Here is a 23,706-nt window from a genome sequence, read left to right on the forward strand (position 1 = left end):
CATAGGAGGCGTCATGAAAGTCGCATTCGCCACCCAAGACCTCGAAAGGGTCGACGCTCATTTCGGCTGGGCCAAGAACATCGCCATCTATGATCTCAACGGCGAAACCTACAGTTTTGTCGAGTCGGTCGCTTTTTCCGGCGACCTTCAGGAAGACGGCAACGAGGATAAGCTGCAGCCGAAGCTCGAAGCGATCAAGGATTGCGCGATCCTCTATGTGGCCGCCATCGGCGGCTCGGGCGCCGCGCGCGTCGTCGCATCGAACATTCACCCGATGAAAGTCAAGGAGCCCGAAAAGATCACCGATCTGATCGAGAAGCTCCAGGTCGTGCTGCGCGGAAACCCGCCCCCATGGCTGCGCAAGGTTTTGTCGAAGAGCGGCGACCGCAGCTTCGATTTCGAGGAGGAGACCGAAAATGTCTGAAGCCGCCGCCGTAGAGACCGCATCGAAGCCCGAAGACAGCATCTTCCTCAAGGAGCTGATCAAGGTCTGGCGCGCGCAGGACACGCATGGAACCTGGGAGAAGAAGACCGATCTCAACCTTCTCGACCCCTATATCGTCACCAAGGAGCAACGTAAGGAAATCCCGATCATCGGCGATCCGGATCCCGAGATGCTCTGGCGTCTCGAGCTGTTTTACAACGCTGTCGGCCTCGCCATCGAGCGCCGCACGGGCTGCATGGTGCAGCCGATGATGAAGATGAGCCACGAGGGCTTCGGCCGCATGATCCTGACCACCGGCCGTCTCATCGTCGTGAACAAGCAGTTGCGCGACGTGCACCGTTTCGGCTTCGAGTCGTTCGAAAAGCTTGCGTCGGAAGGCGAGAAGTTTGTCGACGCCGGCGTCGAGATGATCGAGAAATTCCCTGAAGTGGCCAAGTTCTGATCGGAGGCGCGAAGATGAGCAGCGTCGATGAATTGAAGGCCGAGATCAAAAAGCTCTCGGCCAGGGCGATGAATATGAAGATGAACCTGCACGACCTCTCGGAGGAGCTGCCGGTCAATTGGACGAACATCATGTCGATCGCGCATGAGACTCATGACGCCTATGCGGCGTTGGAGGCTGCGCGCAAGAAACTCAAGGAACTCGAGGCTGCCTGAAATGAGCGAGTTCAAGACGCGAGACGGCTCGCCTTATACGCCGCTCTATCTCACCGACATCAACGCCGAGACCTGCATCGGCTGCGGACGTTGCTTCAAGGTCTGCCCGCAAAGTGTGATGTCGCTTTACGGCGTCAATGACGAAGGCGAAATCCTCGGCATTGTCACGGAGGACGACGACGATGATTTCGACGGCGATCTCAACCGCAAGATCATGAAGGTGGAGCACGCCGGCGCCTGCATCGGCTGCAACGCCTGCTCAAGGGTCTGTCCGAAAAACTGCCAGACCCATCTGCCAGCGGATGAGATCGCGGCCTGACCGATGAATATGCTCGCGCCCCCCCATCAACAAATGGCGGGCGCGCGCCCTTTACCGACGGCCGAGCAGATTTACTGCGCCATCCGCGCGGACGCCACCAATCTCGCCGCAGCCGATCCTTTTACCGCGCATGTCATTGCTTGCGCTCTGACCATCGGGCTTTCTGACGCGCTGGAACGGGGAGATACGCTTTCCTCAGCCCTCGGGCTCGACCGCGCCGGCCTAGAAGCTCTGACCGCGCAATGGGCTCCGAACGCCCGCCAGTTTTTTGACCTCCAAGCCGAACCGCAAGAATTGTTTCTCGATGAAGAAGAGGCGCAGCTTCATGAGTTGCTCGCCCGCTTCAAATCGGACACGACGCCGCTCTGCGCCTGGATGATCTCGATCGTCGCCCGTCGCGCCATGTCGCCGCGCCATCTTTGGCAGGATCTCGGCCTGATCGAGCGCAGCGAACTCACCAAGCTGATGGCGCAATGGTTTCCGGCGCTTGCGTCGGCCAATGTCGACAATATGAAATGGAAGAAATTCTTTTACCGAAAGCTTTGTGAGCTCGAGGGCTTTTCGCTCTGCGCGGCCCCAACCTGCCGCGAATGTGGCGATTTCGACAATTGCTTCGGCGCGGAAGATGGGGCGAGCATGCTCGCACGTCTGTCACAGCGCTGACCGCCCGCCACGCAATCCCGAGAACAGCCGAAACAGCTTTGTCAGTTCTCTGACAATGTCTGCATTACAGAAAAGCAAGCTAGCGGAGACCCTCTGGATTCCCATGAGGTTCCGCGCTGGCACATCGGTTGCTTTTCCCTTGTCCAGACAATCTTAACAAGGGAGCTGTCGTGATGATCGAGCTGACGGATAGCGCGGTGACGGCGGTGCGTTCGGCCATTGCCGGCGCGGGCCAGGAAGTTGAAGGCCTGCGTATCATGGTCGAGGCCGGCGGCTGTGCGGGCCTGAAATATTCAATGGGTCTCGTGAATGAAGCGGACCCCAACGACCATATCTTCGAGAACGACGGCGTGAAGGTCTATGTCGAGGAAGGCTCGCTCGCCTATCTCGACGGCACTAAGATCGACTTCGTCATCGGCCTCGAGGGTTCCGGTTTCACTTTCGACAATCCGCAAGCCAAATCGAGCTGCTCCTGCGGCAAGTCTTTCGGCTGAACCCGCCAGATTTCTAGGGTTCAGACTCGGCGCGGGAAGCGGCCAGGAGGCGGCGATGTGGGATTACACTGACAAGGTCAAGGACTACTTCTTCAATCCCAAGAACGCCGGCGTTCTGGGCGAGGCCAACGCCGTCGGCGAAGTCGGCGCCATCTCCTGTGGCGACGCGCTGAAGCTGATGATGAAGGTCGATCCGGAAACCGAGGTCATTCAGGACGCGAAGTTCCAGACCTTCGGATGCGGTTCCGCCATCGCCTCTTCCTCTGCGCTTACCGAGCTCATTATCGGCAAGACTCTGGAAGAGGCTGTGTCCATCACCAACCAGGACATTGCCGATTTTCTGGGCGGCCTGCCGCCGGAGAAGATGCATTGCTCGGTGATGGGCTATGAGGCGCTGCAGGCGGCGATCGCCAATTTCCGCGGCGAGGAATGGCATGACGACCATGACGAAGGCGCGCTCGTCTGCAAATGCTTCGGCGTCGACGAAGGCGTCATCGAGCGCGCCATCCGCATGAACAAGCTGACCTCGATTGAACAGGTCACCGATTACACCAAGGCCGGCGGCGGCTGCCTCACCTGCTTCGACAAGCTCGAAGACCTTCTCGCCAAGGTGAATGGCGAACTCGTCGCAGAAGGCCTCATCGCCGAACATGCGGCCTATCGCATCGGGGGCTCCGACGCCGCGGAACTCAAGGCCAAAGCGAAGGCCAAGAAGGAAACGGAAAAGGCCCCCGTCCGGGAAGTTGCCGCTGCGGCGACGTCTCCGATTGCGCCCTCTTCTCCCTTGCCGCCGCCTTCCGCCGGCATGACCAATCTCAAGAAGATCCGTCTGATCGAAGAGGCGATCGAAGAGCTTCGTCCGTATCTCAAAAAAGATGGCGGCGACTGCGAGCTGATCGACGTCGACGGCAATAATGTGATGGTCAATCTCAAGGGCGCCTGCATGGCTTGCCAGATGGCGAGCGTCACCATCTCCGGCATTCAGGAACGCCTGATCGCCAAGCTCGGCATACCGATCCGCATCATTCCCGTGAAGAACCACGCTCATTGAGGGGAAAGACCATGCGTCCAGTCTATCTCGACAATAATGCGACGACACGGGTCGATCCGGCGGTGGTCGACGCCATGCTCCCCTTCTTCACGGAGCAGTTCGGCAATCCTTCGTCGATCCACTCTTTCGGCGCGAGCGTCGGCGTGTCTGTGAAGAAGGCGCGTCAGCAATTGCAACAATTGCTCGGCGCGGAGCACGACCACGAGATCATCTATACGGCGAGCGGCACCGAGGCGGACAACACCGCTATTCTATCAGCGCTGGAGGCCATGCCCGGACGCGACGAGATCGTCACCAGCGCGGTGGAGCATCCCGCCGTTCTCGCGCTCTGCCAGCATCTGGAGAAGACCGGCCGCGCCAAGGTTCATTATATCGGCGTCGACTCGCTGGGTCGGCTCGACATCGAAGCCTATCGCAACGCGCTCTCCGACAAGGTCGCTCTCGTCACGCTTATGTGGGCGAACAATGAGACCGGCACGCTTTTCCCGGTCGAAGGGCTCGCGGAGCTCGCCAAGGAGCATGGCGCGGTGTTCCATACTGATGCGGTGCAAGCCGTTGGCAAAGTGCCGATCGTCCTGAAAGGCAGTGCGATCGACATGCTGTCGCTTTCCGGCCACAAGCTGCATGCGCCCAAGGGCATTGGCGCGCTGTACGTCAAGCGGGGCACGCGCTTCAAACCGTTGCTGCGCGGCGGCCATCAGGAGCGCGGACGCCGCGCCGGCACCGAGAATGCGCCGGGCATCATCGGCCTCGGCAAGGCGGCGGAGCTGGCCATCGAGCATATGGTCGATGAGCAGACCCGCGTGAAGGAGCTGCGAGACCGGCTCGAAAAGGCGATCCTGCAGCGCATTCCCAATTGCTTCGTCAATGGCGATCCGCGCGAGCGGCTGCCGAACACGAGCAACATCGCCTTCGAATATGTGGAAGGCGAAGCGATCCTGCTGCATCTGACGCGCCAGGGCATCGCCGCTTCGTCTGGTTCGGCCTGCACCTCGGGGTCGCTCGAGCCGTCGCATGTGATGAAGGCGATGAATGTGCCCTTCACGGCGGCGCATGGCTCCATCCGCTTCTCGCTCTCGCGCGACAATGTGCCGGAGGATGTCGACCAGGTGATCGACGCGCTGCCCAAGATCCTCGAGAAACTGCGCGAGCTCTCGCCCTTCTGGGCTGGCGCGAACAAGGATCCGAACGATTTCAAACCCGTTTATGCGTGAGTTGAAGCCGTGAACGTCGACCACCCCCGCGTCTTTATCAATGACACGACGCTCCGCGACGGCGAGCAGGCGCCGCGCGTCGCCTTCACGGCGCGCGACAAGGTTGCGATCGCGACAGCGCTCGCAGCCGCGGGGGTGGATGAAATCGAAGCCGGCACGCCGGCCATGGGACGCGACGAAATCGACGCCATTAGCCGCGTCGTGGCCGAAGGTCTTCCCTGCCGCGTGATGGCCTGGTGCCGGCTCAATACGCAAGACGTCGATGCGGCGCTCGCCGCCGGCGTCTCCCATGTGAATATCTCCGCGCCCATGTCGCGGCTGCAGATCGGCGTGAAGCTCGGCGTCGACGTCCCGGCTGTGGCCGAACGCGTGCGCTCGGTCGTTTCCTACGCACGCGAACGCGGTCTGACAGTGGCGCTCGGCGGCGAGGATTCGTCCCGCGCCGATCCGCGTGACATCGGCGTCATTCTCCGCGCCGCACAGCAAGCCGGCGCCTGGCGCTATCGCTTCGCCGATACGCTCGGCCTGCTCGACCCGTTCTCCGCCTTCGAAGCGATTTCCAATGTGCGCGCCGAGACGGATCTGCCGATCGAATTCCACGGCCATGACGACGTCGGTCTCGCAACCGCCAATACGCTCGCGGCGATACGCGCGGGCGCCACGCATGCCTCCGTCACCGTTCTCGGCCTCGGCGAACGCGCCGGCAACGCCGCTCTGGAAGAAATCGCCGTCGCGCTCGGCCATGTTGCGCGGGGCCGCACCAATATCAGCGCCGATCAGCTCCCCGGACTGGCGAAGCTCGTCGCCCGCGCTGCGCGCAGGCGCATCGGCCGCTCGAAGGCGATCGTCGGCGCCGACGTCTTTACCCATGAGTCCGGCATTCATGTCGCTGCGCTCTTGAAAGACGCGCGCACCTATCAGGGGATCGACCCTGCGCTGCTCGGCCGGCGCAACACTGTCGTGCTGGCCAAGCACTCGGGCGTCGCGGCGCTGAAAAGCAAGGGCGCGGAGCTGGGTTTCGACATCGACCGCGATCTGGCGAATGCGCTCCTTGCGCAAATCCGCCAACGCGCGAACGAGAAGGCGGCGCCAATGACGAAGCGTGAGTTGAAGAACCTCTTCAAGAGCGCATGCGGAGGCGCGCCATGAGCCTCGCCGCCTCAGCTCCGCTGACGAAGCCCGCCATTCCCCCGAGCCTTTTCGTCAAATTGCGCGGCGACGTCTCCTGCGTTCTGAGGCGCGATCCTGCGGCGCGCAATTCGCTTGAAGTCGCGCTCCTCTATCCGGGCGTTCATGCGATCCTGTTTTATCGCATCGCCAACAGCCTTTGGCGGCGCGGCGTCAAATTCCCGGCGCGCTTCCTCTCCTGGTTTGCGCGGCTGATCACCAATATCGACATCCATCCTGGCGCGACGATCGGCGAGCGTCTCTTCATCGATCACGGCGCCGGCGTGGTGATCGGCGAGACGGCGGTCATCGGCGACGACGTGACGCTCTATCACGGCGTCACCCTCGGCGGCACGTCATGGGCGCCGGGCAAGCGTCATCCCACGATCGAAAACGGCGTGCTCGTCGGCGCCGGCGCGAAAATCCTTGGGCCGATCACCGTCGGCGCCCGCTCCCGCATCGGCGCCAATTCGGTCGTCATTGAAGACATTCCGCCGGAGATGACGGTCGTCGGCATTCCCGGCCGCATCGTGAAAGTGGAACGCCGCCGCTCCGGCCCGGACGGTCGCATCGATCTCGAACATCATCTCATTCCCGATCCGGTCGGCGACGCCATTTCGGTGCTGATCGACCGGCTCGACTTCCTTGAAACGCGCCTGGCGCATCTGCAGGCGCGCAAGAACGACACCCTTTCGAAGGCCAGTGAAAAGGAGACGACGCCATGAGCGTGTTCGACGAATTGCGGAAACTTCATTCCGCGGAGGATTTCTTCGAAGCGCTCGGCGTCGAATACGATCCGGCCGTGGTGCGCGTCGCGCGCCTCCATATTCTGCGCCGCATGGCGGAATATCTCTCCAAGAACGACTTCGACGGCGTCCCCGACGAAGAAACGCGCGCCGCCTGCAAAGAGACGCTCACGAAAGCCTATGAGGATTTCGCGGCCTCTTCGCCCATCGCCGAGCGCGTCTTCAAGGTCCACAAGGACGCCGTGAAGCCGAAGGAGGAGCCGGCGAAGCCGTTCGTTCCCTTGACCACGCTGACCGTCGCGCGCAGCTGAGCCAGGAAAAGACAAAATGAAAATCCTCGTCTGCATCAAGCAGGTTCCGGATAGCGCGCAGATCCGCGTTCATCCCGTGACCAATACGATCATGCGGCAGGGCGTGCCGACGATCATCAATCCTTACGATCTCTTCTCGCTGGAAGAGGCGCTGCGCCTACGCGACAAATTCGGCGGCGAAGTCACCGTGCTGACCATGGGCCCGCCCATGGCCTCCGAGTCGCTGCGCAAGGCTTTGGCGATCGGCGCGGATCGCGCCGTGCTGCTCACCGACCGCTTTTTCGCGGGCTCCGACACGCTGGCGACGACCTATGCGCTGGCGCAGGCGATCCGCAAGATCGAGCAGACCTTCGGCAAGCAGGACATTGTCTTCACCGGCAAGCAGACGATCGACGGCGATACGGCACAGGTTGGCCCCGGCATTGCGAAACGCCTGAACCTTCTGCAGCTCACTTATATCTCCAAGATCGTCGAGTGCGATCCGGAGAAGGGCGAAGTTGTCGTCGAGCGGCGCGCCGAGGGCGGCGTGCAGGTTCTCAAGACCGCCATGCCCTGCCTCGTCACCATGATCGAGGGCTCCAATGAAGTGCGCCGCGGCGCCTTCAACGATGCGCTGCGCGCGGCGCGCGCCGAGATCGTCACCTGGAGCGCCAAGGACGCGGAGATCGAGGATCTCACGAAATGCGGCCTCAAGGGTTCGCCCACGATCGTGAAGAAGGTCTTCGCGCCCGCGCCGCGCTCCGAAAAGGCCGCCTTTGTCGAGCCCGGCAAGACGGCCGGCGATTCCGCCGAGGCGCTGATCGCCTCCATCTTCGGGCGTCATCCGGCGCTCGAAGCCGACATGACCAAACTCGCTTCCGGACTCTAGAGCGCGTGGCGAAAAAGTGGAAACCGGTTTTTTGCGCAACGCGCGCTCGGAAATTCGAAACAGGAGCTGACGATGTCCCCCACGCCGCCGCCCGCCACTCGCGCTAGCGCAAAAAAAGAGCTGCCGGAGCATTTCCGCGGTTACAAGCATGTTTGGGTCTGCGTTGAACAGGAGCGCGGTGACGTTCATCCGGTCTCCTGGGAGCTTCTCGGCGAGGGCCGCAAGCTCGCCGACAAGCTCGGCGTCGAGCTCGGCGCCGTCGTGCTCGGCGGCCCCGGAGAGGGAACCAAGGAAGCGGCGGCCGAGGCCTTCCGCTTCGGCGCAGACGTCGCCTATCTCGTCGAGCATCCGGTGCTGACGGACTATCGCAACGAGTCTTACGCCAAGGCGGTGACTCAGCTCGTCAACGCCTATAAGCCGGAAATTCTCCTGCTGGGCGCGACGAATCTGGGCCGCGACCTTGCGGGTTCGGTGGCGACGACGCTACTCACGGGCCTCACCGCCGACTGCACCGAGCTTGCGGTGGACGCCGACGGCTCGCTCGCCGCGACGCGCCCGACCTTCGGCGGCTCGCTACTCTGCACGATCTACACGCTGAATTATCGCCCGCAGATGGCGACCGTGCGTCCGCGCGTGATGCCCATGCCCGAGCGCGTCGCCGATCGCGTCGGCCGCGTCGTGCCCTTCACGCCCGATCTCGACGAAGACTCGATCATCACCAAGCTGCTGCGCTTCATTCCGGATCGCGACTCCAACAAGAGCAATCTCGCCTTTGCGGATGTGGTTGTCGCCGGCGGCATGGGGCTGCAGAGCGCCGAGAACTTCCAGCTCGTGAAGAACCTCGCTTCCGTGCTCGGCGCCGAATATGGCTGCTCGCGTCCGGTCGTTCAGAAAGGCTGGCTCCCCGCCGAGCGCCAGATTGGCCAGACCGGCAAGACGATCCGGCCGAAGCTCTATATCGCCGCCGGCATCTCTGGCGCGATTCAACATCGCGTCGGCGTCGAAGGTGCGGATTGCATCGTTGCGATCAATACCGATAAGAACGCGCCGATCTTCGACTTCGCGCATATCGGCATCGCCACGGACGCCATCCGCCTGCTGCCGGCGCTCACCGAAGCTTTCCGCGCAAGACTGTCGCCCCATCAGCGTGATCGGCTCGCCGGCTAATGAACACTTCGAAATTATCCGGCGTGGCGCCGGTTGCATGTGAATGGAGACTGCCATGATCGAAGAAAGATTCGACGCGATCGTGATCGGAGCCGGAATGGCCGGCAACGCCGCGGCGCACACCATGGCGTCCCGCGGCCTCAAAGTGCTGCAACTGGAGCGCGGCGAATATCCCGGCTCGAAGAACGTCCAAGGCGCGATCCTTTACGCCGATATGGTCGAGAAGATCGTCCCGAACTTCCGCGAGGAGGCGCCGCTCGAGCGCCATCTTGTCGAGCAGCGTTTCTGGATGATGGGCGATCGCTCCCACACTGCCCTGCAATATCGCAACGACGACTTCAACGAGGACAAGCCGAACCGCTACACGATCGTTCGTTCGCAATTCGACCGCTGGTTCTCGAAGGAAGTGCAGGCGCAAGGCGCGATCGTCATCTGTGAAACGACGGTGATGGAGCTCGTGAGCGACGCTTACGGCAAGGTCATCGGCGTGCGCACCGACCGTCGCGGTGGCACCATTTTCGCCGATGTCGTCGTGCTGTGCGAAGGCGTCAACGGCCTGCTTGGCACGCGCGCCGGCCTGCGCGCATCGCCGAAGCCCGAACATGTCGCGCTGGCTGTGAAGGAAATGCACTTCCTGCCGCGTGAAACGATCGAAGCGCGCTTCAATCTGCGTGGCGACGAAGGCGTCGTCGTCGAGGCGGCGGGCGTCATCTCAAAGGGCATGACGGGCATGGGCTTCGTCTACACCAACAAGGAGAGCATTTCGGTCGGCATGGGTTGTCTGGTTTCTGACTTTGCTGAAAATAAAGATACGCCATACGGCCTGTTGGAAGCCTTCAAGAACCATCCCTCGATCAAACCACTGCTCGAAGGCTCGGAAGTGAAGGAATATGCCGCCCATCTCATCCCCGAGGGCGGGTACAACACAATTCCGGAGCTTTTCGGCGATGGTTGGGTGGTTTGTGGCGACGCCGCGCAGCTCAACAACGCCATTCACCGCGAAGGCTCCAACCTCGCGCTGACCTCGGGCCGCCTCGCGGGCGAAGCGATCTTCCAGATCAAGTCGCGCAAGGAGGCTATGACGAAGCAAAATCTGGCGCTTTACAAAAAGCTCCTCGACGACAGCTTCGTCATGAAGGACCTAAAGAAATACAAGGACATGCCGGCGCTTCTGCACGCCAATTCGCAAAATTACTTCCTGGCCTATCCGCAGCTCGTCTCGAAGGCCATGGAGAATTTCCTGCGCGTCGACGGCACGCCGAAGTTAGACAAGGAGAAGGCCACCATTGGCGCCTTTATAAAGGAACGCAAATGGTCGGGCCTCTTTGGCGACGCATGGAAGCTTGCGCGCGCCTGGCGCTGACGCATCGAGTTGGCGTTGTTCTTGCGTAGCAGAGGAAAGAACATTCCGAGAGGAGAAATCCCATGTCCCTCGCCGCCCGAGTTGAGGAAAAACTCTACCAAAATCGTTACCTCGTGGACGCCGGCAAGCCGCATATCGCCATTCGTCCGCACGAAAAACCCTCTGAAAATCTCCTGGCGATGACTCACATCTGCCCGGCGGGCTGCTATTCTGAAACCAGTTCGGGGCAGGTCGAAATCACGCCGGACGGCTGTCTCGAATGCGGCACCTGTCGGGTGTTGTGCGAAGCGTCCGGCGACATCACCTGGAACTACCCGCGCGGCGGTTTCGGCGTGCTGTTCAAATTCGGATAGGAAGCGCCATGCCCAATGTTACTTTCCAGTCGCCCTTGTTGCATAAGAACGTCACTGTTTATGCGATCGCGGGCGACACCTCGACGATCCTCGCCGTCGCCGATGCGAACAAGATTGCGATCCCGCATGATTGTCGCGACGGCGAATGCGGCTCCTGTCTCATCGAGGTGGTCACGCTTTCGGGAAAGACCATGGGCTCGCTTCTGACCGAGAAGGAAAAGACCCAGCTCAAATCGCTCGGCAAAATCACCGCCGAGGAAATCCGCTTGGCCGAAGTGGAAGATGTGGCGCCAAAATATCGCCTTGCCTGTCAGTATATTGTCCGCGACCAAGATATTCTGGTGAAGTTCAGCGGCGAACCGGGCGGCGCCTGACGCCCGAAGCGCCGCGACGCTTTCACGAACCGGCGGTCACACGACCGTCGGTTTTCACCGGCTGAGAGAACGTTATGCCAAACGTCACTTTCTCATCGCCCTTGTTGCAGCGGTCCGTCACTGTCTTCACGGCGGGAGGCGACGCCTCGAGCATTCTTAGTGTCGCGGAAGAGAACAAGATCCCCTTGCCGCGAACATGCCGTGACGGCGAATGCGGCGTCTGTGTCGTGGACGTCTTGGCGCTCTCCGGCAAAACCATGGGCTCCCGGCTGACCGACAAGGAAAAAGCGCGCCTCGCGGCGGTGGGGAAAATCACGCCGGAAGAAATCCGTCGCGCCGAGATCAACGAGATCGCGCCGCGGTATCGGCTCGCCTGTCAATATGTCATCGGCCACGAGGATATATTGGTGAAGTTCACCGGCAGGCCGGGTAGCACGTAAGAAGAGGCATTTATAAAGCCAGCCCCGTCATTGCGAGGAGCGCAGCGACGAAGCAATCCAGGGCCGCTGCAACACCGTTTACATTCAAACGAGTCGCATTTCCAGGCGGCCGAAGGCCCGACCGGGAAACCACAGTCGCAAAAGCGCTGGTTTGCTCTGGAGTCCCGATCGCTCGCTGCGCAAGCATCGGGATACGCCGAGCTAACCAACTGGATCTCCTTTAACTGCTCTTGTTTGCTTCGCTTCGCTCGCTGTGACATCCCGAACTGGATCAAAACGAGGCACGCCCAGCCGATTGTCGATAATATCCGCGTAGTAAGCGATAAGTAACGCAACATGCTCGTCGAATGCCTCGAGCAAGCGAGCGTTCAGCGTGATTTTATATTTTGGCTTATTGTCGACACACAGCAATCCTGCGCGCGCTGCGTCGTTTAAGATCTTTCGCATATGGCTGCGCGATAGCCCCAATCGAAGACTCAAGTTGAATAGTGACACGTCGATCTGCGGACAAAACGCGTGTGGCTCGTCGAAAAAATTGGCCTCTCGCAACAGTTCGAGCAGGAACTGATAGCCGCCGTCGCGATCTGCGAACATCAATATGTCTTGATGCCACTCGAGCAATAGAATTCCATTGAAGTAGTCGTCAGCCGCAATCCTCATGACTTGGAGATCGACTGCGGGATCGGAACCCAATCGCACATAGCCTCCTCTCGGCATGATTTGATCTAGCGCGGCATAAATGGCTCCCATCAGCTCAGCGCGATAGCCTCGCAGCTTTTGCGTTGGCCTGAGGAAACGGTAGCGCTTGTCTGCGGCGGAGCAGCTTTCAAGATAACCGGAAAGCTCGAGCATCTTGACGAAGGCGAACACACGCCCCCTGCTCGCCACGCGCCGTTCAGCACAGATATTCTGCATCTTGCGTATTGTGAGCCCGGACCGGACATCGTCGATGTCGAGGTAAGAATCCAGATAAATGCAAATGTTTGCTATAAGCGATCTTGCTGTCTCATTGACGAGAAAGCGAGCCACATTCGAGCCACTGTGCATTTTGTAGATTATTTCCGAATAAATCGTCCTTGATCGGTAAAAATTTGGATGCAACATCAACGCTCTCGCACGCGAAAGAAGCTCTTCTGAAATACGTTTCATCGACACCACTCAATTGAAGAAATTAACTCGGAAATCATGCAAATCACTTATCGACCGAGTGCCGTCTCGGCGCGAGGATTTCTGGGTCGCGTCGCTATCTTTCGGCCCGCCTCGCTCTCGCTCGCGACGTCGGCTCGCTTCTGGGCTCATCGAGCGCTACGAGCTTTTTAGGATCAAAATCCAGTGGGATCCAAAAAGCCCTTGCGCTGTTTCTTTGTCCCCTCGCCCTGCTCGCTCGGGCGGTCTTCAGACTATCGCTTTTTCAAGCGCAGATCGTTTCAAAAATCGCCATTTACGGCAACTTCATTGATCTTATTTCTTTCCCGCGAGGCCTCAAAAAATATATCCGTTGTTTGCAGAGGGCATGAAATGGCAATCGCGTGGATATCTGAAATCCGTAATAATCATCCGACTGCGTCTTTGAGTGTTTGCATTGATGATGGGCGTCACCCGACCGTCAATGGCGTTACCTATGACAGGGAGCAATGGCTTGATGTCGCTCCTCGACGTGGCCCGGATGACCCCACAATCGTCAGGCCTGAAAATATGGCTGTGCCGTGGAGCTATGGCGGCGCAAACAAAATGCTTCTGCGCCTCAAGTCGATCGGTGGCCAGAACACAGTCTCTGCCGAAATTCGTGGGACGGATGCGTGGGATTACATTGTTTTTCGTAACGTCGAGCTCACTGAGCTGAAATCCCTCGATGCCGGATCACAGGGCGATGCGCCCGGCGTCAACCATTCCTGGTGGTCTGTCTCCTTGCACGAGAACGGTGTCATCGAATGGCATATGATGGATCGACAGGGGGCGCGTCATGACGACATTATTGACGCGCTGAATAAAACGGGCAGTTTTTTCATTCAGATCCTCCCCGATCTCATAAAGATGGAGACCGAAATGGCTAAGCTCGCGACGACGGTCATCGCCGCCTGATTGAGCGAGGAGAGATGCAAAAGCGTAGGACGCGACAGGCGTCCTACGCTCACTGCCCGGAATTTTAGTTGTCGCGATGTCAGCCGAGCATGCGTGTGTCTGCACCCGCGTTCGAGACTAAGTAACGCAGCCTCAAACCAGCTTGTCGCCGACCAGGAACTCCATCGCGCGATCGAGCCTGATATGGGGGAGCGGCAAAGGCTCGCGATCCTTTCCGAGCTTGGCGACCGGCGGACGAAATTTCAGGAAGCGGAATTCGGCTTCCTCCTCGTCGAGCGCCAAAGCGTCTCCGCGAAACACCGCTTTCGGATCGTCGGGCAATTCGCCGGGAAAGATCGCGCCTTCCGCAGTGCCGTCGAAGACGTCGTCGCCGATGCGCTCGCCCTCGATCGGCGTTCCAACAATGGCGGACAGCTTCTCGCCCTCGTGGCGCACGACGGCTTCGCGCGTCGCACGCACCGCGGCCATGGCGATCACATCGATCTCCGCGCCGACCCCTTCCGCCCGCGCAATGGCGCGGCCGGTGAGATGGCGCAGGATCGCCTCCAGCCGGTCGTGGCTCGTATGATGGAGATGATCGGCCTTTGTCGCCGCAAACAGGATGCGGTCGATCTTCGGCCGGAAGATCGTCGAGAGCAGATTGGAGCGGCCGGTGCGGAACGCGTTCAGCACGTCGGTGAGCGCATTTTCGAGGTCGCGCACCGCCGCCGGGCCGGAGTTCAGAGCCGCGAGCGCGTCGACCAGCACGATCTGCCGGTCGAGTCGGGCGAAATGATCGCGGAAGAAGGGCTTTACGACGTGAGTCTTATAGGCTTCGTAGCGGCGCTCCATCTCCCGCCCGAGGCTGCGATAGGGCAGCTCCTCCCCCTCCTCCACCGGCAATGGCGCGAAGGTCAGCGCGGGCGAGCCTTCGAGATCTCCAGGCATCAGAAAACGCCCCGGCGGCAGGGTCGAGAGCGCGAAGCGCTCGGTTTTGGCGAGCCGCAGATATTCGGTAAAGAGCCGCGCCAGCTTCTGGGCGGTCGGCTCCGAGTAACGCCCCTTGGGGTCGACGCCGACGGTCGCGCCGCGCCATTCGGCGGCGATCGGCGCGCGCGCCGCCGCGCTCGCCGCCTCAAGGGTCTCATGCGACCACTGTGCATAGGATTTGCCGAGCAAGGGGAGATCGAGCAGCCATTCTCCCGGATAATCCACGATGTCGATGTCGAGACGCGCATTCTCCTGGCCGATATGGCGCAAAGACCAGGCGTTCGATTTGAACTCGATGGCGACGCGCAGCTCGGAAATACGGCGCGTCGATTGCGGCCAATGTCGCTCGTCTCCGCTCGTCAGCGCCTCGAGATGCTCCTCATAGGCGAAGCGCGGGACGTTGAAGTCCGGCTGAGGATCGAGATGGGCGGAAGTGATGCGGCCTTCCGCGTGCGCGCGAAAGACCGGCAGATGCGCCTTACGACCGGCCGCTAGCGCGCGCGTCAGATGATGAACGAGAGAGGTGATGAAAACCGTCTTGCCTGAGCGCGACAGGCCCGTGACCCCGAGCCGCAGGCGGGCGCCCGAGACGAAATCGGCGAGGCTCTCGGCGGCGACCCGGGTCTCGAACCAAAGATCGGACATTTGCGAGGAAGGCACGGCGGCTCCGGGAAGAGGCGAGACGGAACCTCATCTAATCCAAGAGCCGCCAATTTGGGAGAGCGGATGGCGGAGAGTGAGTTTTTCCAACCAGCGCTGTCATTGCGAGCGCGGCGAAGCAATCCAGCCCAGCTATAGCGGCGCTTTGCTCCTCGCAATGACGGACCTCAGGACAAACAGCCCGCGACGCTGTGTCGCTTACGAAGCGACAAGCGAAAGCAGGGCGAAAAGCAACGCCCTGCCTCCCATCCCTCGCTCAGCAATCACCGCTTCGACATCGGCACATAATCGCGCCGCTTCTCGCCCGTGTAGAGCTGGCGCGGGCGGCCGATCTTGGAGCCAGAATCCTCGATCATTTCCTTCCACTGGGCGATCCAGCCGACCGTGCGCGCCACGGCGAAGAGCACCGTGAACATGGCGACGGGGAAGTTCATCGCCTTCAACGTGATGCCCGAATAGAAGTCGATGTTCGGATAGAGCTGCTTCTCGATGAAATAGTCGTCCGACAGCGCGATGCGCTCGAGCTCGAGCGCGACATCGAGAAGCGCATCCTTGACGCCCAGCTCGTTCAACACCTCGCGGGTCGTGCGCTGCATGATCTTCGCGCGCGGATCGTAGTTCTTATAGACGCGATGGCCGAAGCCCATCAGGCGGAAGGGATCGTTCTTGTCCTTGGCGCGGGCGATGAACTGCGGAATGCGGTCCGGCGTGCCGATCTCGGAGAGCATCTTGAGCACGGCCTCATTGGCGCCGCCATGCGCCGGGCCCCAAAGCGAGGCGATGCCCGCCGCGATGCAGGCAAAAGGATTGGCGCCAGAGGAGCCCGAAAGGCGCACGGTCGAGGTCGAGGCGTTCTGCTCGTGATCGGCGTGCAGGATGAAGATGCGGTCGAGCGCGCGGGAGAGAACCGGATTGACCTTATATTCCTCGCAAGGCACGGCGAAGCACATGCGCAGGAAGTTCGACGTATAGTCGAGGTCGTTCTTGGGATAAACGAAGGGCTGGCCGATCGAATATTTATAGGCCATCGCCGCCAGCGTCGGGATCTTGGCGATCATGCGCGTCGAGGCGACCATGCGCTCGACCGGATCGGCGATATTGGTCGAGTCGTGATAGAAGGCCGAGAGCGCGCCGACCGAGGCCACCATCACCGCCATCGGATGCGCGTCGCGGCGGAAGCCCTGGAAAAAGCGGGCCATCTGCTCGTGCACCATCGTGTGGCGCGTGATGCGATAATCGAAATCGGCCTTTTGCGCGCCCGTCGGCAACTCGCCGTAGAGCAGCAGGTAGCAGGTCTCGAGGAAGTCGCCGTGCTCGGCAAGCTGCTCGATCGGATAGCCGCGATAGAGCAGCACGCCCTCGTCGCCGTCGATGAAGGTGATCTTCGATTCGCAGGAGGCGGTCGAGGTGAAGCCGGGATCGAAGGTGAACATCTCGGTCTCGGAATAGAGACTGCGGATGTCCATGACGGACGGTCCCATCGTGCCTTCCATGACCGGAAGGTCGATGGTTTTGCCGCCCACTGAGAAAGAAGCCTTGTTGTCGGCCATTGCGCACCCTCGTTAGTCGGCCCGGACGCGCGGCGGCGCCGTCCCCCAGCCGCCGCGACGTTCTCTTATAAATACGTCGCGATGCCGGCAGGCCTTTGGTTTTTTGCACATCTAGGGCGGGGACGACCTCTTGTGCAGCGCAAAAAGGTTACCGCTACCGCGAAGACTGTCAAGCTTTGAAGCTTACGAGGGCCTGTGCGCGGACAGGCGCACAAGCCGATCGAGCAAGCAACAGCCTGGCGTCGTTAGCCCCAAATACCTCCCCTTTACTGGGAGGTCGGCGTCCATAGGACGCCGGGTGAGGCTCACGCCGCCACGACAATCGTTGAACGCTGACCCCACCCGACCCCGCTTACGCAGGGCCACCCTCCCCGTAAAGGGGAGGGATGGGCTCACGCCCGGCTTAGTGCTTTCTCACTCGCTTTGGTCGGCGATGCGCGCCAGGCTCTCGTCGCGCCCGAGAATTTCGAGCACGTCGAAAATGCCCGGCGAGGTCGCGCGGCCGGTGAGCGCGGCGCGCAAGGGCTGCGCGAGGTCGCCGAGCTTCACGCCCAGTTCAACCGAAAGATCGCGCACGACGCCTTCGGTCGCCGCGGCGCTCCATTCGGTCAACGCCGCAAGCTTCGGCCCGAGCGCGGCGAGGCGCGATTTCGCTTCCGGCGAGAGGAGCTTTTGCGCCTTCTCGTCCATCGGCAGCGGACGCTGCACAAAGAGGAAGCCGGCGCCGTCGACAAGCTCGTTGAGCGTCTTGGCGCGCGCCTTCAGGCCCGCAAGCGCCGCGCGCAACTGGGCGCGCTTATGATCGTCGAGCGCCGCCAGCACCGCCTCGCCGCCCTGGAGATAAGGCAGCGTGTCGACCAAAATCTGGAACAGCTCGTCGTCGGGCGTGTCGCGCAGATAATGCCCATTCATATTTTCGAGCTTCACGAAATCGAAGCGCGCCGGCGAGCGATGCACCTGGGAGAGATCGAACGCTTCGATCATCTCTGCTTGCGTGAAGAACTCCTTGTCGCCCTGGCTCCAGCCCAGGCGCACGAGATAATTGCGCAGCGCCGCCGGCACATAGCCCATGGCGCGATAGGCGTCGACGCCGAGCGCGCCATGGCGCTTGGAGAGCTTGGCGCCGTCCGGCCCGTGAATGAGCGGAATATGGGCGAAAGCCGGCGTCTGCCAGCCCATCGCCTCATAGATGTGCTTTTGCCGCGCGGCGTTGGTGAGGTGATCGTCGCCGCGGATGATCTGCGTGACGCCCATGTCGTGGTCGTCAACGACGACGGCGAGCATATAGGTCGGCGTGCCGTCGGAACGCAGCAGGATGAAATCGTCGAGGTCCTTGTTGGGGAAGACCACCCTGCTCTGCACGGCGTCCTCGATTACCGTCTCGCCCGCCTCCGGCGCCTTGATGCGCACGACGAAAGGCGCGCCGGCGGGCGCCTCCGAAGGATCGCGATCGCGCCAGCGGCCATCGTAGCGCGGCGGGCGCTTCTCGGCGCGCGCCTTTTCGCGCATTTCCTCGAGCTCCTGCGGCGTAGCATAGCAGCGATAGGCGAGGCCTTTCGCCAGCAGCTCATGCGCCACCTCGGCGTGACGCGCGGCGCGCGAGAACTGGTAGATGACGTCGCCGTCCCAATCGAGGCCGAGCCATTTCATGCCGTCGATGATGGCCTCGATCGCCGCCTCGGTGGAGCGCTCGCGGTCGGTGTCCTCGATGCGCAGCATCATCCGCCCGCCATGGCGCTTGGCGTAGAGCCAGTTGAACAAAGCCGTGCGCGCCCCGCCGATATGCAGGAAGCCGGTGGGCGACGGGGCGAAGCGGGTGACGACCTCGGACATGGGGCGGCGATGATCCAGCGGAGCGACGACGCCCATCATTGCGAGGAGCGAAGCGACGAAGCAATCCAGAGCGGCCATCACTGCCCTGGATTGCTTCGCGTCGCTCGCAATGACGGGGTCGTCGCGAATTTCGAGAGGGCCCCTCTAGCACGCGCATTCTTGCAATGCGAGCCTGAAGGCTCGCGGTCCATAGCGGCCCGGACCGCGGGCCTTCAGGCCCGCATTTACGCCTCTGACGTCGACGCCATTGGCTATGCTGGCAGCATGACCACCTTCGTCTTGATCGGCGTTCGGGAATAAAGGTCGATCATGTCTTGGCTGAGGAGGCCGGTGCAGCCGCTGGTGACGCCGGTGCCGATCGTCTCGGGGTCGCTGGTGCTGTAGATCGTATAGACCGTGTAGACGCCGTTCCTATAGAGATAGAGCACGCGGGCGCCGAGCGGGTTGTCCAGACCTCCCGGCATGCCGCGGGCATATTGGCGCGCCTCCGGCTGGCGCGCGATCATCTCCTTGGGCGGCGTCCAGATGGGCCATTCGGCCTTGCGCCCGACATAAACCTCCCCGCTCCACAGGAACCCAGGCCGGCCGACATTGGCGCCGTAACGGGTGGCCTTTCCGTCGCCTTCGATGCGATAGACGTGGTAATTGCGGGGATCGACGATAATCGTGCCGGGCGCCTCTTTGGTGTCGTAGCGCACTGTCTGGCGAAAATATTTCGGATTGATCTTGCCGATATCGACCGCGGGGATCGGGAATTTCTCGTTTGGCACAGCCGCGTAAAACTTCGCCGCCTCGGCGCGGCCCATGTCGTCGGACACGCAGCCGGCGAGCCCCAGCGCGCCGAGACCGGCGGCGGAGCCGGACAGAAACGACCGGCGGCTGAGACGCCCGGACCGAAGCCCGAGCAGAGCTCCCTCGTTGCTTTCGCCGGCCTCGGCAATTCCTTCGTCAACGATCATTTTGGACTTTCCCATCTCCTGTCGCCCGGCCAGAGAGTACTCGGGCAGAAAACGCTACGCCTTTGCTGAGCTGAGATTGCCGTCTCACGGCTCGATTGGCAAGGTGGAGATGAGGCAGGAGCCGCCCTGCCCTGATGACTGCTATGCGTAAAAAGCGGCCCTCCGCAATACGGCCGCATAGTAGTTTCAGATGGGAAATACACCGACAACGGGAATTGAAACGACATCAATGTCCGCTAACCCAAGCTGGGCAAAAAATGAAAGAAACACAGCACATTTTGAAGAGCATCCATCTTGCGAATGAGCGGGCGGTATGGGTCCGTGAACCGGAGCATAGGGCCACCAACGTGACGGTATTTCTGGATGCGGAGCTTTACCGCGATCGTGTTGGGGCGATATCGATCATCGACGCCCTTGAGTCCAAGGGTGACATTGATAGTTCACTTTTTGTCTTTGTCTCAATGGAAAGCGCCGCATCCCGGTGGGTGGAGTGCCCCTGCTATTCTCCGTTCGCTCAGTTCATCGAAGACGAATTATTTACCTGGTTGGAGAGCGCCTATCCAAGTGCACTCGAAGCCCGGGAGCGTGTGATCGCGGGGCTCAGCTATACCGGTTTGGCCGCGGCTTATGTCTCGATGATGAATCCCTCTCGATTCACGAAGGTGATCGCGCAGTCCGGCTCGTTCTGGTCAAACGATTGTTGGATTATCGACTATTTCGAGAAACTGGATCCCAAGCCAAAAACAGAATTTCACTTGGATGTGGGTCTGCAAGAGACACAGGACAACGTTCTGCACAAAGAGGGCGTTTTGCAGACAGTCTCCCAGATCGAAGCCGTGAAGAGATTTCGAGACGCATTGCTGCGACACGGCTACCAACCTCGTTATGTCGAATTTGATGGAGGGCACGACTTCGCAGCTTGGAGCTCTACGCTGCCAGATGCACTGCGATGGGCCCTGCCTTCTACAAGGAATGAGCCCAACCATGCCGTCAGCAATGCCCTCCGCTGCATCGCTGACGGGCTGCTATCGGCAAACGTCAACGACCGCAATGGGGTCATGAGCGGAAACGCGAAGGGACTTAACTGACCTGTTACACCATTTCCGCTTGAACAGCTCGCTTTGGGGGGTGTCATTCCCGGCGGGCTAGAAGCCCGACCGGGAATCCAGAGCCACAAGTGCGCTGATTCTGCTCTGGATTCCCGATCGCTCGCATTGCGAGCGTCGGGAATGACACCAAACCAATCAAGCGGATCGCGTATTAGGCGTCGACCTTATCGCTCTCCCGCTCCTCCGCCGGCGCCTGGTCCACCGAGGAATCGTCCGGAGAAGAAAGCTGCACGATCCCCGCCTCGATGGCGAGCGCGCTCGCTGCAGCGGCGGCGGCGAGCTTGTCGAGCTCGGGTAGCTGGAGGATCGTCTTCGTCGGCGGCGCCGGCTCGGCCGCGATCTTTATTCCCGCCTCGCTGAGCCGGCGATACAGATCGAAATGCAGATCGCTGCGCACGCGCGAGGATTTCTCGACGTCCTCGACATAGCACCAAAGCTCAAATTTGAACGCGGTCGTCTCCATGCCGAGGAACATCACCTGCGGCGCGGGGATGCGCAGCACGCCCTCCTGCGCGCGGGCGGCGGCGATCATGATGTCGCGCATCTGCTCGGGATCGACGCCGGGATGGGGAGAGAGCGCCACCTTGATGCGCCCCACCCGATCGCCGCGCAGCCAGTTCTTCACGACGCCGGTGACGAGATTGGAGTTCGGCACCACCATCGTCGCGCGGTCGAAGGTCTCGATCTCTGTCGAGCGCACGTTGATGCGACGCACATAGCCCTGCTCGTCTCCGACCACGACCCAGTCGCCGACGCGGATGGCGCGCTCCCAGAGCAGGATCAGCCCGGAGACGAAATTATTGACGATGGATTGCAGGCCGAAGCCGATGCCGACCGACAGCGCGCCCGCGACGATGGCGAGCTTCTCGACGCCGATGCCGATGCTCGACAAGGCCGTCATGGCCGCTGCGATGACGCCGGCATAGCCGAGCGTGGCGCTGATGGAGCTGCGCAGACCGGTGTCGAGCCTGGTCAGGGGCAGAAGGCGCGTATCGAGCCAGCGCCGCAACCCCTGCGCCGCCGCCAGCACCAGCAGGAACAGCGCAACCGCCGTCAGCGCCGCCGAAGGCGAGATGGTGACGTCGCCGATCTTGAAGGAGACGAACGAGCTCCAGAGATTGGCGAGAATGTCATTCGACGAATAGCCGAAAGGCGCGATGGCGAGCAGCGCGGCGGCGCCCCAGGCGACGAGCGTCACAATGCCAGAAAGCAGCACGCCGACCGGCGCGAGCTGCTCCCGCTTGAGGCCCAATCCGTCAATCATGCCGCGGCCGAGCAGCCCCTCGGCGGAGAAAGCGTGCTCCACGCCGCCCGCCGCCAGGACGACGACGACATAGAGAACAAAGGCGACCGCCGCGATCCAGCTCGCGTGCAGAATCATGAAATTGGCGAAGGTCACATAGCCGGCGACACAGGAGCCGAGGATGACAACGAGCATCAAGGCGCCCGACAGGCGCAAGGCGACGAGCCAGTCGCGCCTCTTTCCGGCGCCCTCCGACGCCTCCCCTTCCCGGGGCGCGATCGCCACGAGGGCCCACAGGAGCAGGCCCGCCTGAATCATCACGCTCAGCCCGCGCGTCACGATGACGAGCGGCAGGCTTGCCTGCACGGTCTCCTCGATCTGCTCGAGAACCCGCGCGATGGAAAAGGCCGCCGTTCCCACCACAAAGAGGCGGACAAACAATCCAGCAAGGCGATCGCCGAGATCGATGACACGCCAGTCGGGGTGCGCGGGCGCGAAAACGGCGCGCGCGACGCCGTAGATGAAGGCCACCCGCGCGACCGCCTCGAAAAGCCGCTCGGCCAGGGGCTCCAGAGTGGAGTCGAGTAGATCATAGGCTTCGAGGACCGAGCCCAATGCCGCCACGGCGGCAATCGGCGCGGCGGCGGCGACGAGGGCGGTCCAGCCGGCCGCCGCGGCGCGGCGCATGGGCGTGACTTTCACGCCGTCGTGATTGCGCCTCAACACGCGGCGCGCCAGCAGGAAGGCCGGCGGCAGCGCAAGCAGGATCGCCAGGACGAAGGCGATCAGCTGCAGGCGATGGCCCTCCGTCCGGGCAATGAAATTGGCGCCGCGATCCCGCAGAAAGCTTTCCGCCGCGGCATAGGCGCCCGGGGCGTCCGTTGCGGCGTCGCGCCAGAGATCGACGGAGAAAAGGCTCTTCGTGCGCAGGAAGACCGTCTTTGCGAAAAGCGCGCGTTGCCGCGCGACGATCGCGACCGTCAGCTGACGGGTTTCGAGCAGCAGGGAGCGGGCGCGCTTCAAGGTCGCGTCCGTGGCGTCATAAAGCTTACGCTGCTCGTCGAGCTCGGCGTTCACGCTCGCTTCCGCCGAGGCGGCCCGCTGCTCCGGCGTGGGCGCCGTCGGCTGCGCCTGCGCGGCCTCGGCGGGAGGCGGCTGTGATTTAACCGGATCGGGCTTCGGCTCTTGCTTTGGCGCGCCGGGTCGCGCGGGAGGCGGAGACGCGGACGCCTTTGCTGGCGACGCCGGTGGCGGCGCGGCTTGCGGGGTCGCGGGCTGAGCCTGGGCGGGCTGGACTTGAGGCTGAGGTTTCGTTTGGGCCGACGGCTCTGCCGTGGTCTCGGTCGGCGCCAGCGCCTTCAGCCGCGCGTCGATGGCGGCGAGGCGCGGCGTGAGCGCCTCGATGATATCCTCGAACTCCTGGCGCAGCGGATCGACCCGGTCGCGCAATTGGCGGAGGGTCCGGTCGTTTAGATTGGGATCCTCTAAGCCTTTTTGCGCGCTCTCCAAATTGGCGTGGGCGCGGTCGAGCCTGGCATTGTAATGCTCGATCGTCGTCGTCGCGGTTTCATCCGCGCGCGCCACGACCGAGGCCAGCGCGCCGAAACACAGCAAAAGTATAAGCGTCAGTCTGCGCAACGCATCTCTCCGGAAGGCGAAACTGCGACAA

25 protein-coding genes are annotated in these 23,706 nt (G+C 61.7%); 19 read left to right on the top strand and 6 right to left on the bottom strand.

What is annotated here, in order from left to right; all coding sequences use genetic code 11:
- Positions 1-13: 13 nt before the first annotated feature.
- From nifX to OGR47_RS11040, 17 genes are all read left to right on the top strand, one after another.
- Positions 14-424 carry a nitrogen fixation protein NifX gene (gene nifX / locus OGR47_RS10960; RefSeq protein ID WP_165049042.1) on the top strand — a complete coding sequence of 137 codons (411 nt, stop codon included), beginning with the start codon at positions 14-16 and terminating at the stop codon, positions 422-424.
- Positions 417-887 carry a NifX-associated nitrogen fixation protein gene (locus OGR47_RS10965; RefSeq protein WP_165049044.1) on the top strand — a complete coding sequence of 157 codons (471 nt, stop codon included), beginning with the start codon at positions 417-419 and terminating at the stop codon, positions 885-887. Before nifX ends, OGR47_RS10965 begins: the two co-directional genes overlap by 8 nt.
- Positions 888-901: 14 nt before the next feature.
- Positions 902-1,102, top strand: a complete 201-nt coding sequence (locus tag OGR47_RS10970; RefSeq protein WP_165049046.1) for a CCE_0567 family metalloprotein — start codon at positions 902-904, stop codon at positions 1,100-1,102.
- A gap of 1 nt (position 1,103) precedes the next feature.
- Positions 1,104-1,421 carry a ferredoxin III, nif-specific gene (gene fdxB / locus OGR47_RS10975; protein ID WP_165049048.1) on the top strand — a complete coding sequence of 106 codons (318 nt, stop codon included), beginning with the start codon at positions 1,104-1,106 and terminating at the stop codon, positions 1,419-1,421.
- A 3-nt stretch (positions 1,422-1,424) separates the two neighbouring features.
- Positions 1,425-2,084 carry a nitrogen fixation protein NifQ gene (locus tag OGR47_RS10980; RefSeq protein ID WP_165049050.1) on the top strand — a complete coding sequence of 220 codons (660 nt, stop codon included), beginning with the start codon at positions 1,425-1,427 and terminating at the stop codon, positions 2,082-2,084.
- Between the two features lie 173 nt (positions 2,085-2,257).
- Positions 2,258-2,578, top strand: coding sequence for a HesB/IscA family protein (locus tag OGR47_RS10985; protein WP_165049052.1), 321 nt, complete (start codon positions 2,258-2,260; stop codon positions 2,576-2,578).
- 55 nt (positions 2,579-2,633) lie between these two features.
- On the top strand, positions 2,634-3,629 hold the full coding sequence (gene nifU / locus OGR47_RS10990; RefSeq protein ID WP_165049054.1) for a Fe-S cluster assembly protein NifU: 996 nt from the start codon (positions 2,634-2,636) through the stop codon (positions 3,627-3,629).
- An 11-nt stretch (positions 3,630-3,640) separates the two neighbouring features.
- Positions 3,641-4,843: a cysteine desulfurase NifS gene (gene nifS, locus OGR47_RS10995; protein WP_165049056.1), complete on the top strand. Its 1,203-nt coding sequence runs from the start codon at positions 3,641-3,643 to the stop codon at positions 4,841-4,843.
- Positions 4,844-4,852: 9 nt separating this feature from the next.
- Entirely contained in the window at positions 4,853-5,992 is a 1,140-nt protein-coding gene (nifV, locus tag OGR47_RS11000; RefSeq protein WP_165049058.1) for a homocitrate synthase, read from the top strand.
- On the top strand, positions 5,989-6,735 hold the full coding sequence (cysE, locus tag OGR47_RS11005) for a serine O-acetyltransferase (protein ID WP_165049060.1): 747 nt from the start codon (positions 5,989-5,991) through the stop codon (positions 6,733-6,735). The genes nifV and cysE overlap by 4 nt, the downstream gene beginning before the upstream one ends.
- Complete coding sequence (gene nifW, locus OGR47_RS11010; RefSeq protein ID WP_165049062.1) at positions 6,732-7,067, top strand: nitrogenase stabilizing/protective protein NifW; 336 nt, start codon at positions 6,732-6,734, stop codon at positions 7,065-7,067. Before cysE ends, nifW begins: the two co-directional genes overlap by 4 nt.
- Positions 7,068-7,083: 16 nt before the next feature.
- Complete coding sequence (locus tag OGR47_RS11015; RefSeq protein ID WP_165049065.1) at positions 7,084-7,935, top strand: electron transfer flavoprotein subunit beta/FixA family protein; 852 nt, start codon at positions 7,084-7,086, stop codon at positions 7,933-7,935.
- A gap of 72 nt (positions 7,936-8,007) precedes the next feature.
- The gene (locus tag OGR47_RS11020) at positions 8,008-9,102 is read left to right on the top strand and encodes an electron transfer flavoprotein subunit alpha/FixB family protein (protein ID WP_165049067.1); all 1,095 of its coding nucleotides are present in this window, start codon (positions 8,008-8,010) and stop codon (positions 9,100-9,102) included.
- A gap of 55 nt (positions 9,103-9,157) precedes the next feature.
- Complete coding sequence (locus OGR47_RS11025) at positions 9,158-10,465, top strand: FAD-dependent oxidoreductase (RefSeq protein ID WP_165049069.1); 1,308 nt, start codon at positions 9,158-9,160, stop codon at positions 10,463-10,465.
- 62 nt (positions 10,466-10,527) lie between these two features.
- The gene (locus OGR47_RS11030; RefSeq protein WP_165049071.1) at positions 10,528-10,818 is read left to right on the top strand and encodes a ferredoxin family protein; all 291 of its coding nucleotides are present in this window, start codon (positions 10,528-10,530) and stop codon (positions 10,816-10,818) included.
- 8 nt (positions 10,819-10,826) lie between these two features.
- Positions 10,827-11,192 carry a 2Fe-2S iron-sulfur cluster-binding protein gene (locus OGR47_RS11035; protein WP_165049073.1) on the top strand — a complete coding sequence of 122 codons (366 nt, stop codon included), beginning with the start codon at positions 10,827-10,829 and terminating at the stop codon, positions 11,190-11,192.
- 74 nt (positions 11,193-11,266) lie between these two features.
- Positions 11,267-11,632: a 2Fe-2S iron-sulfur cluster-binding protein gene (locus OGR47_RS11040; protein ID WP_165049075.1), complete on the top strand. Its 366-nt coding sequence runs from the start codon at positions 11,267-11,269 to the stop codon at positions 11,630-11,632.
- Positions 11,633-11,833: 201 nt separating this feature from the next.
- Here the strand turns inward: OGR47_RS11040 and OGR47_RS11045 are convergent, their stop codons facing one another.
- Complete coding sequence (locus OGR47_RS11045; protein ID WP_165049077.1) at positions 11,834-12,781, bottom strand: hypothetical protein; 948 nt, start codon at positions 12,779-12,781, stop codon at positions 11,834-11,836.
- A gap of 183 nt (positions 12,782-12,964) precedes the next feature.
- Here OGR47_RS11045 and OGR47_RS11050 point away from each other — a divergent pair, with 183 nt between their 5' ends.
- Positions 12,965-13,714 (top strand): hypothetical protein, encoded by a 750-nt coding sequence (locus OGR47_RS11050; RefSeq protein WP_165049080.1) that lies wholly within the window; start codon positions 12,965-12,967, stop codon positions 13,712-13,714.
- 132 nt (positions 13,715-13,846) lie between these two features.
- Here the strand turns inward: OGR47_RS11050 and OGR47_RS11055 are convergent, their stop codons facing one another.
- The 4 genes from OGR47_RS11055 to OGR47_RS11070 all read right to left on the bottom strand — a co-directional run bounded on the left by OGR47_RS11055 (position 13,847) and on the right by OGR47_RS11070 (position 19,685).
- Positions 13,847-15,328, bottom strand: a complete 1,482-nt coding sequence (locus OGR47_RS11055) for a YcjX family protein (RefSeq protein WP_165049196.1) — start codon at positions 15,326-15,328, stop codon at positions 13,847-13,849.
- A 278-nt stretch (positions 15,329-15,606) separates the two neighbouring features.
- Positions 15,607-16,893 (bottom strand): citrate synthase, encoded by a 1,287-nt coding sequence (locus tag OGR47_RS11060; RefSeq protein WP_165049082.1) that lies wholly within the window; start codon positions 16,891-16,893, stop codon positions 15,607-15,609.
- Between the two features lie 414 nt (positions 16,894-17,307).
- A complete protein-coding gene (gene gltX, locus OGR47_RS11065; protein ID WP_165049198.1) occupies positions 17,308-18,726 on the bottom strand; it encodes a glutamate--tRNA ligase in 1,419 nt (472 codons plus the stop codon).
- A 251-nt stretch (positions 18,727-18,977) separates the two neighbouring features.
- A complete protein-coding gene (locus OGR47_RS11070) occupies positions 18,978-19,685 on the bottom strand; it encodes a L,D-transpeptidase (RefSeq protein WP_165049084.1) in 708 nt (235 codons plus the stop codon).
- A gap of 257 nt (positions 19,686-19,942) precedes the next feature.
- Here OGR47_RS11070 and OGR47_RS11075 point away from each other — a divergent pair, with 257 nt between their 5' ends.
- On the top strand, positions 19,943-20,773 hold the full coding sequence (locus tag OGR47_RS11075) for an alpha/beta hydrolase (protein WP_165049086.1): 831 nt from the start codon (positions 19,943-19,945) through the stop codon (positions 20,771-20,773).
- A gap of 172 nt (positions 20,774-20,945) precedes the next feature.
- Here OGR47_RS11075 and OGR47_RS11080 read toward each other — a convergent pair whose 3' ends face one another.
- Positions 20,946-23,675, bottom strand: coding sequence for a DUF3772 domain-containing protein (locus OGR47_RS11080; protein WP_165049089.1), 2,730 nt, complete (start codon positions 23,673-23,675; stop codon positions 20,946-20,948).
- Between the last annotated feature and the right edge of the window lie 31 nt (positions 23,676-23,706).

It is taken from the genome of Methylocystis sp. MJC1 (assembly GCF_026427715.1).
Lineage (GTDB): Bacteria > Pseudomonadota > Alphaproteobacteria > Rhizobiales > Beijerinckiaceae > Methylocystis.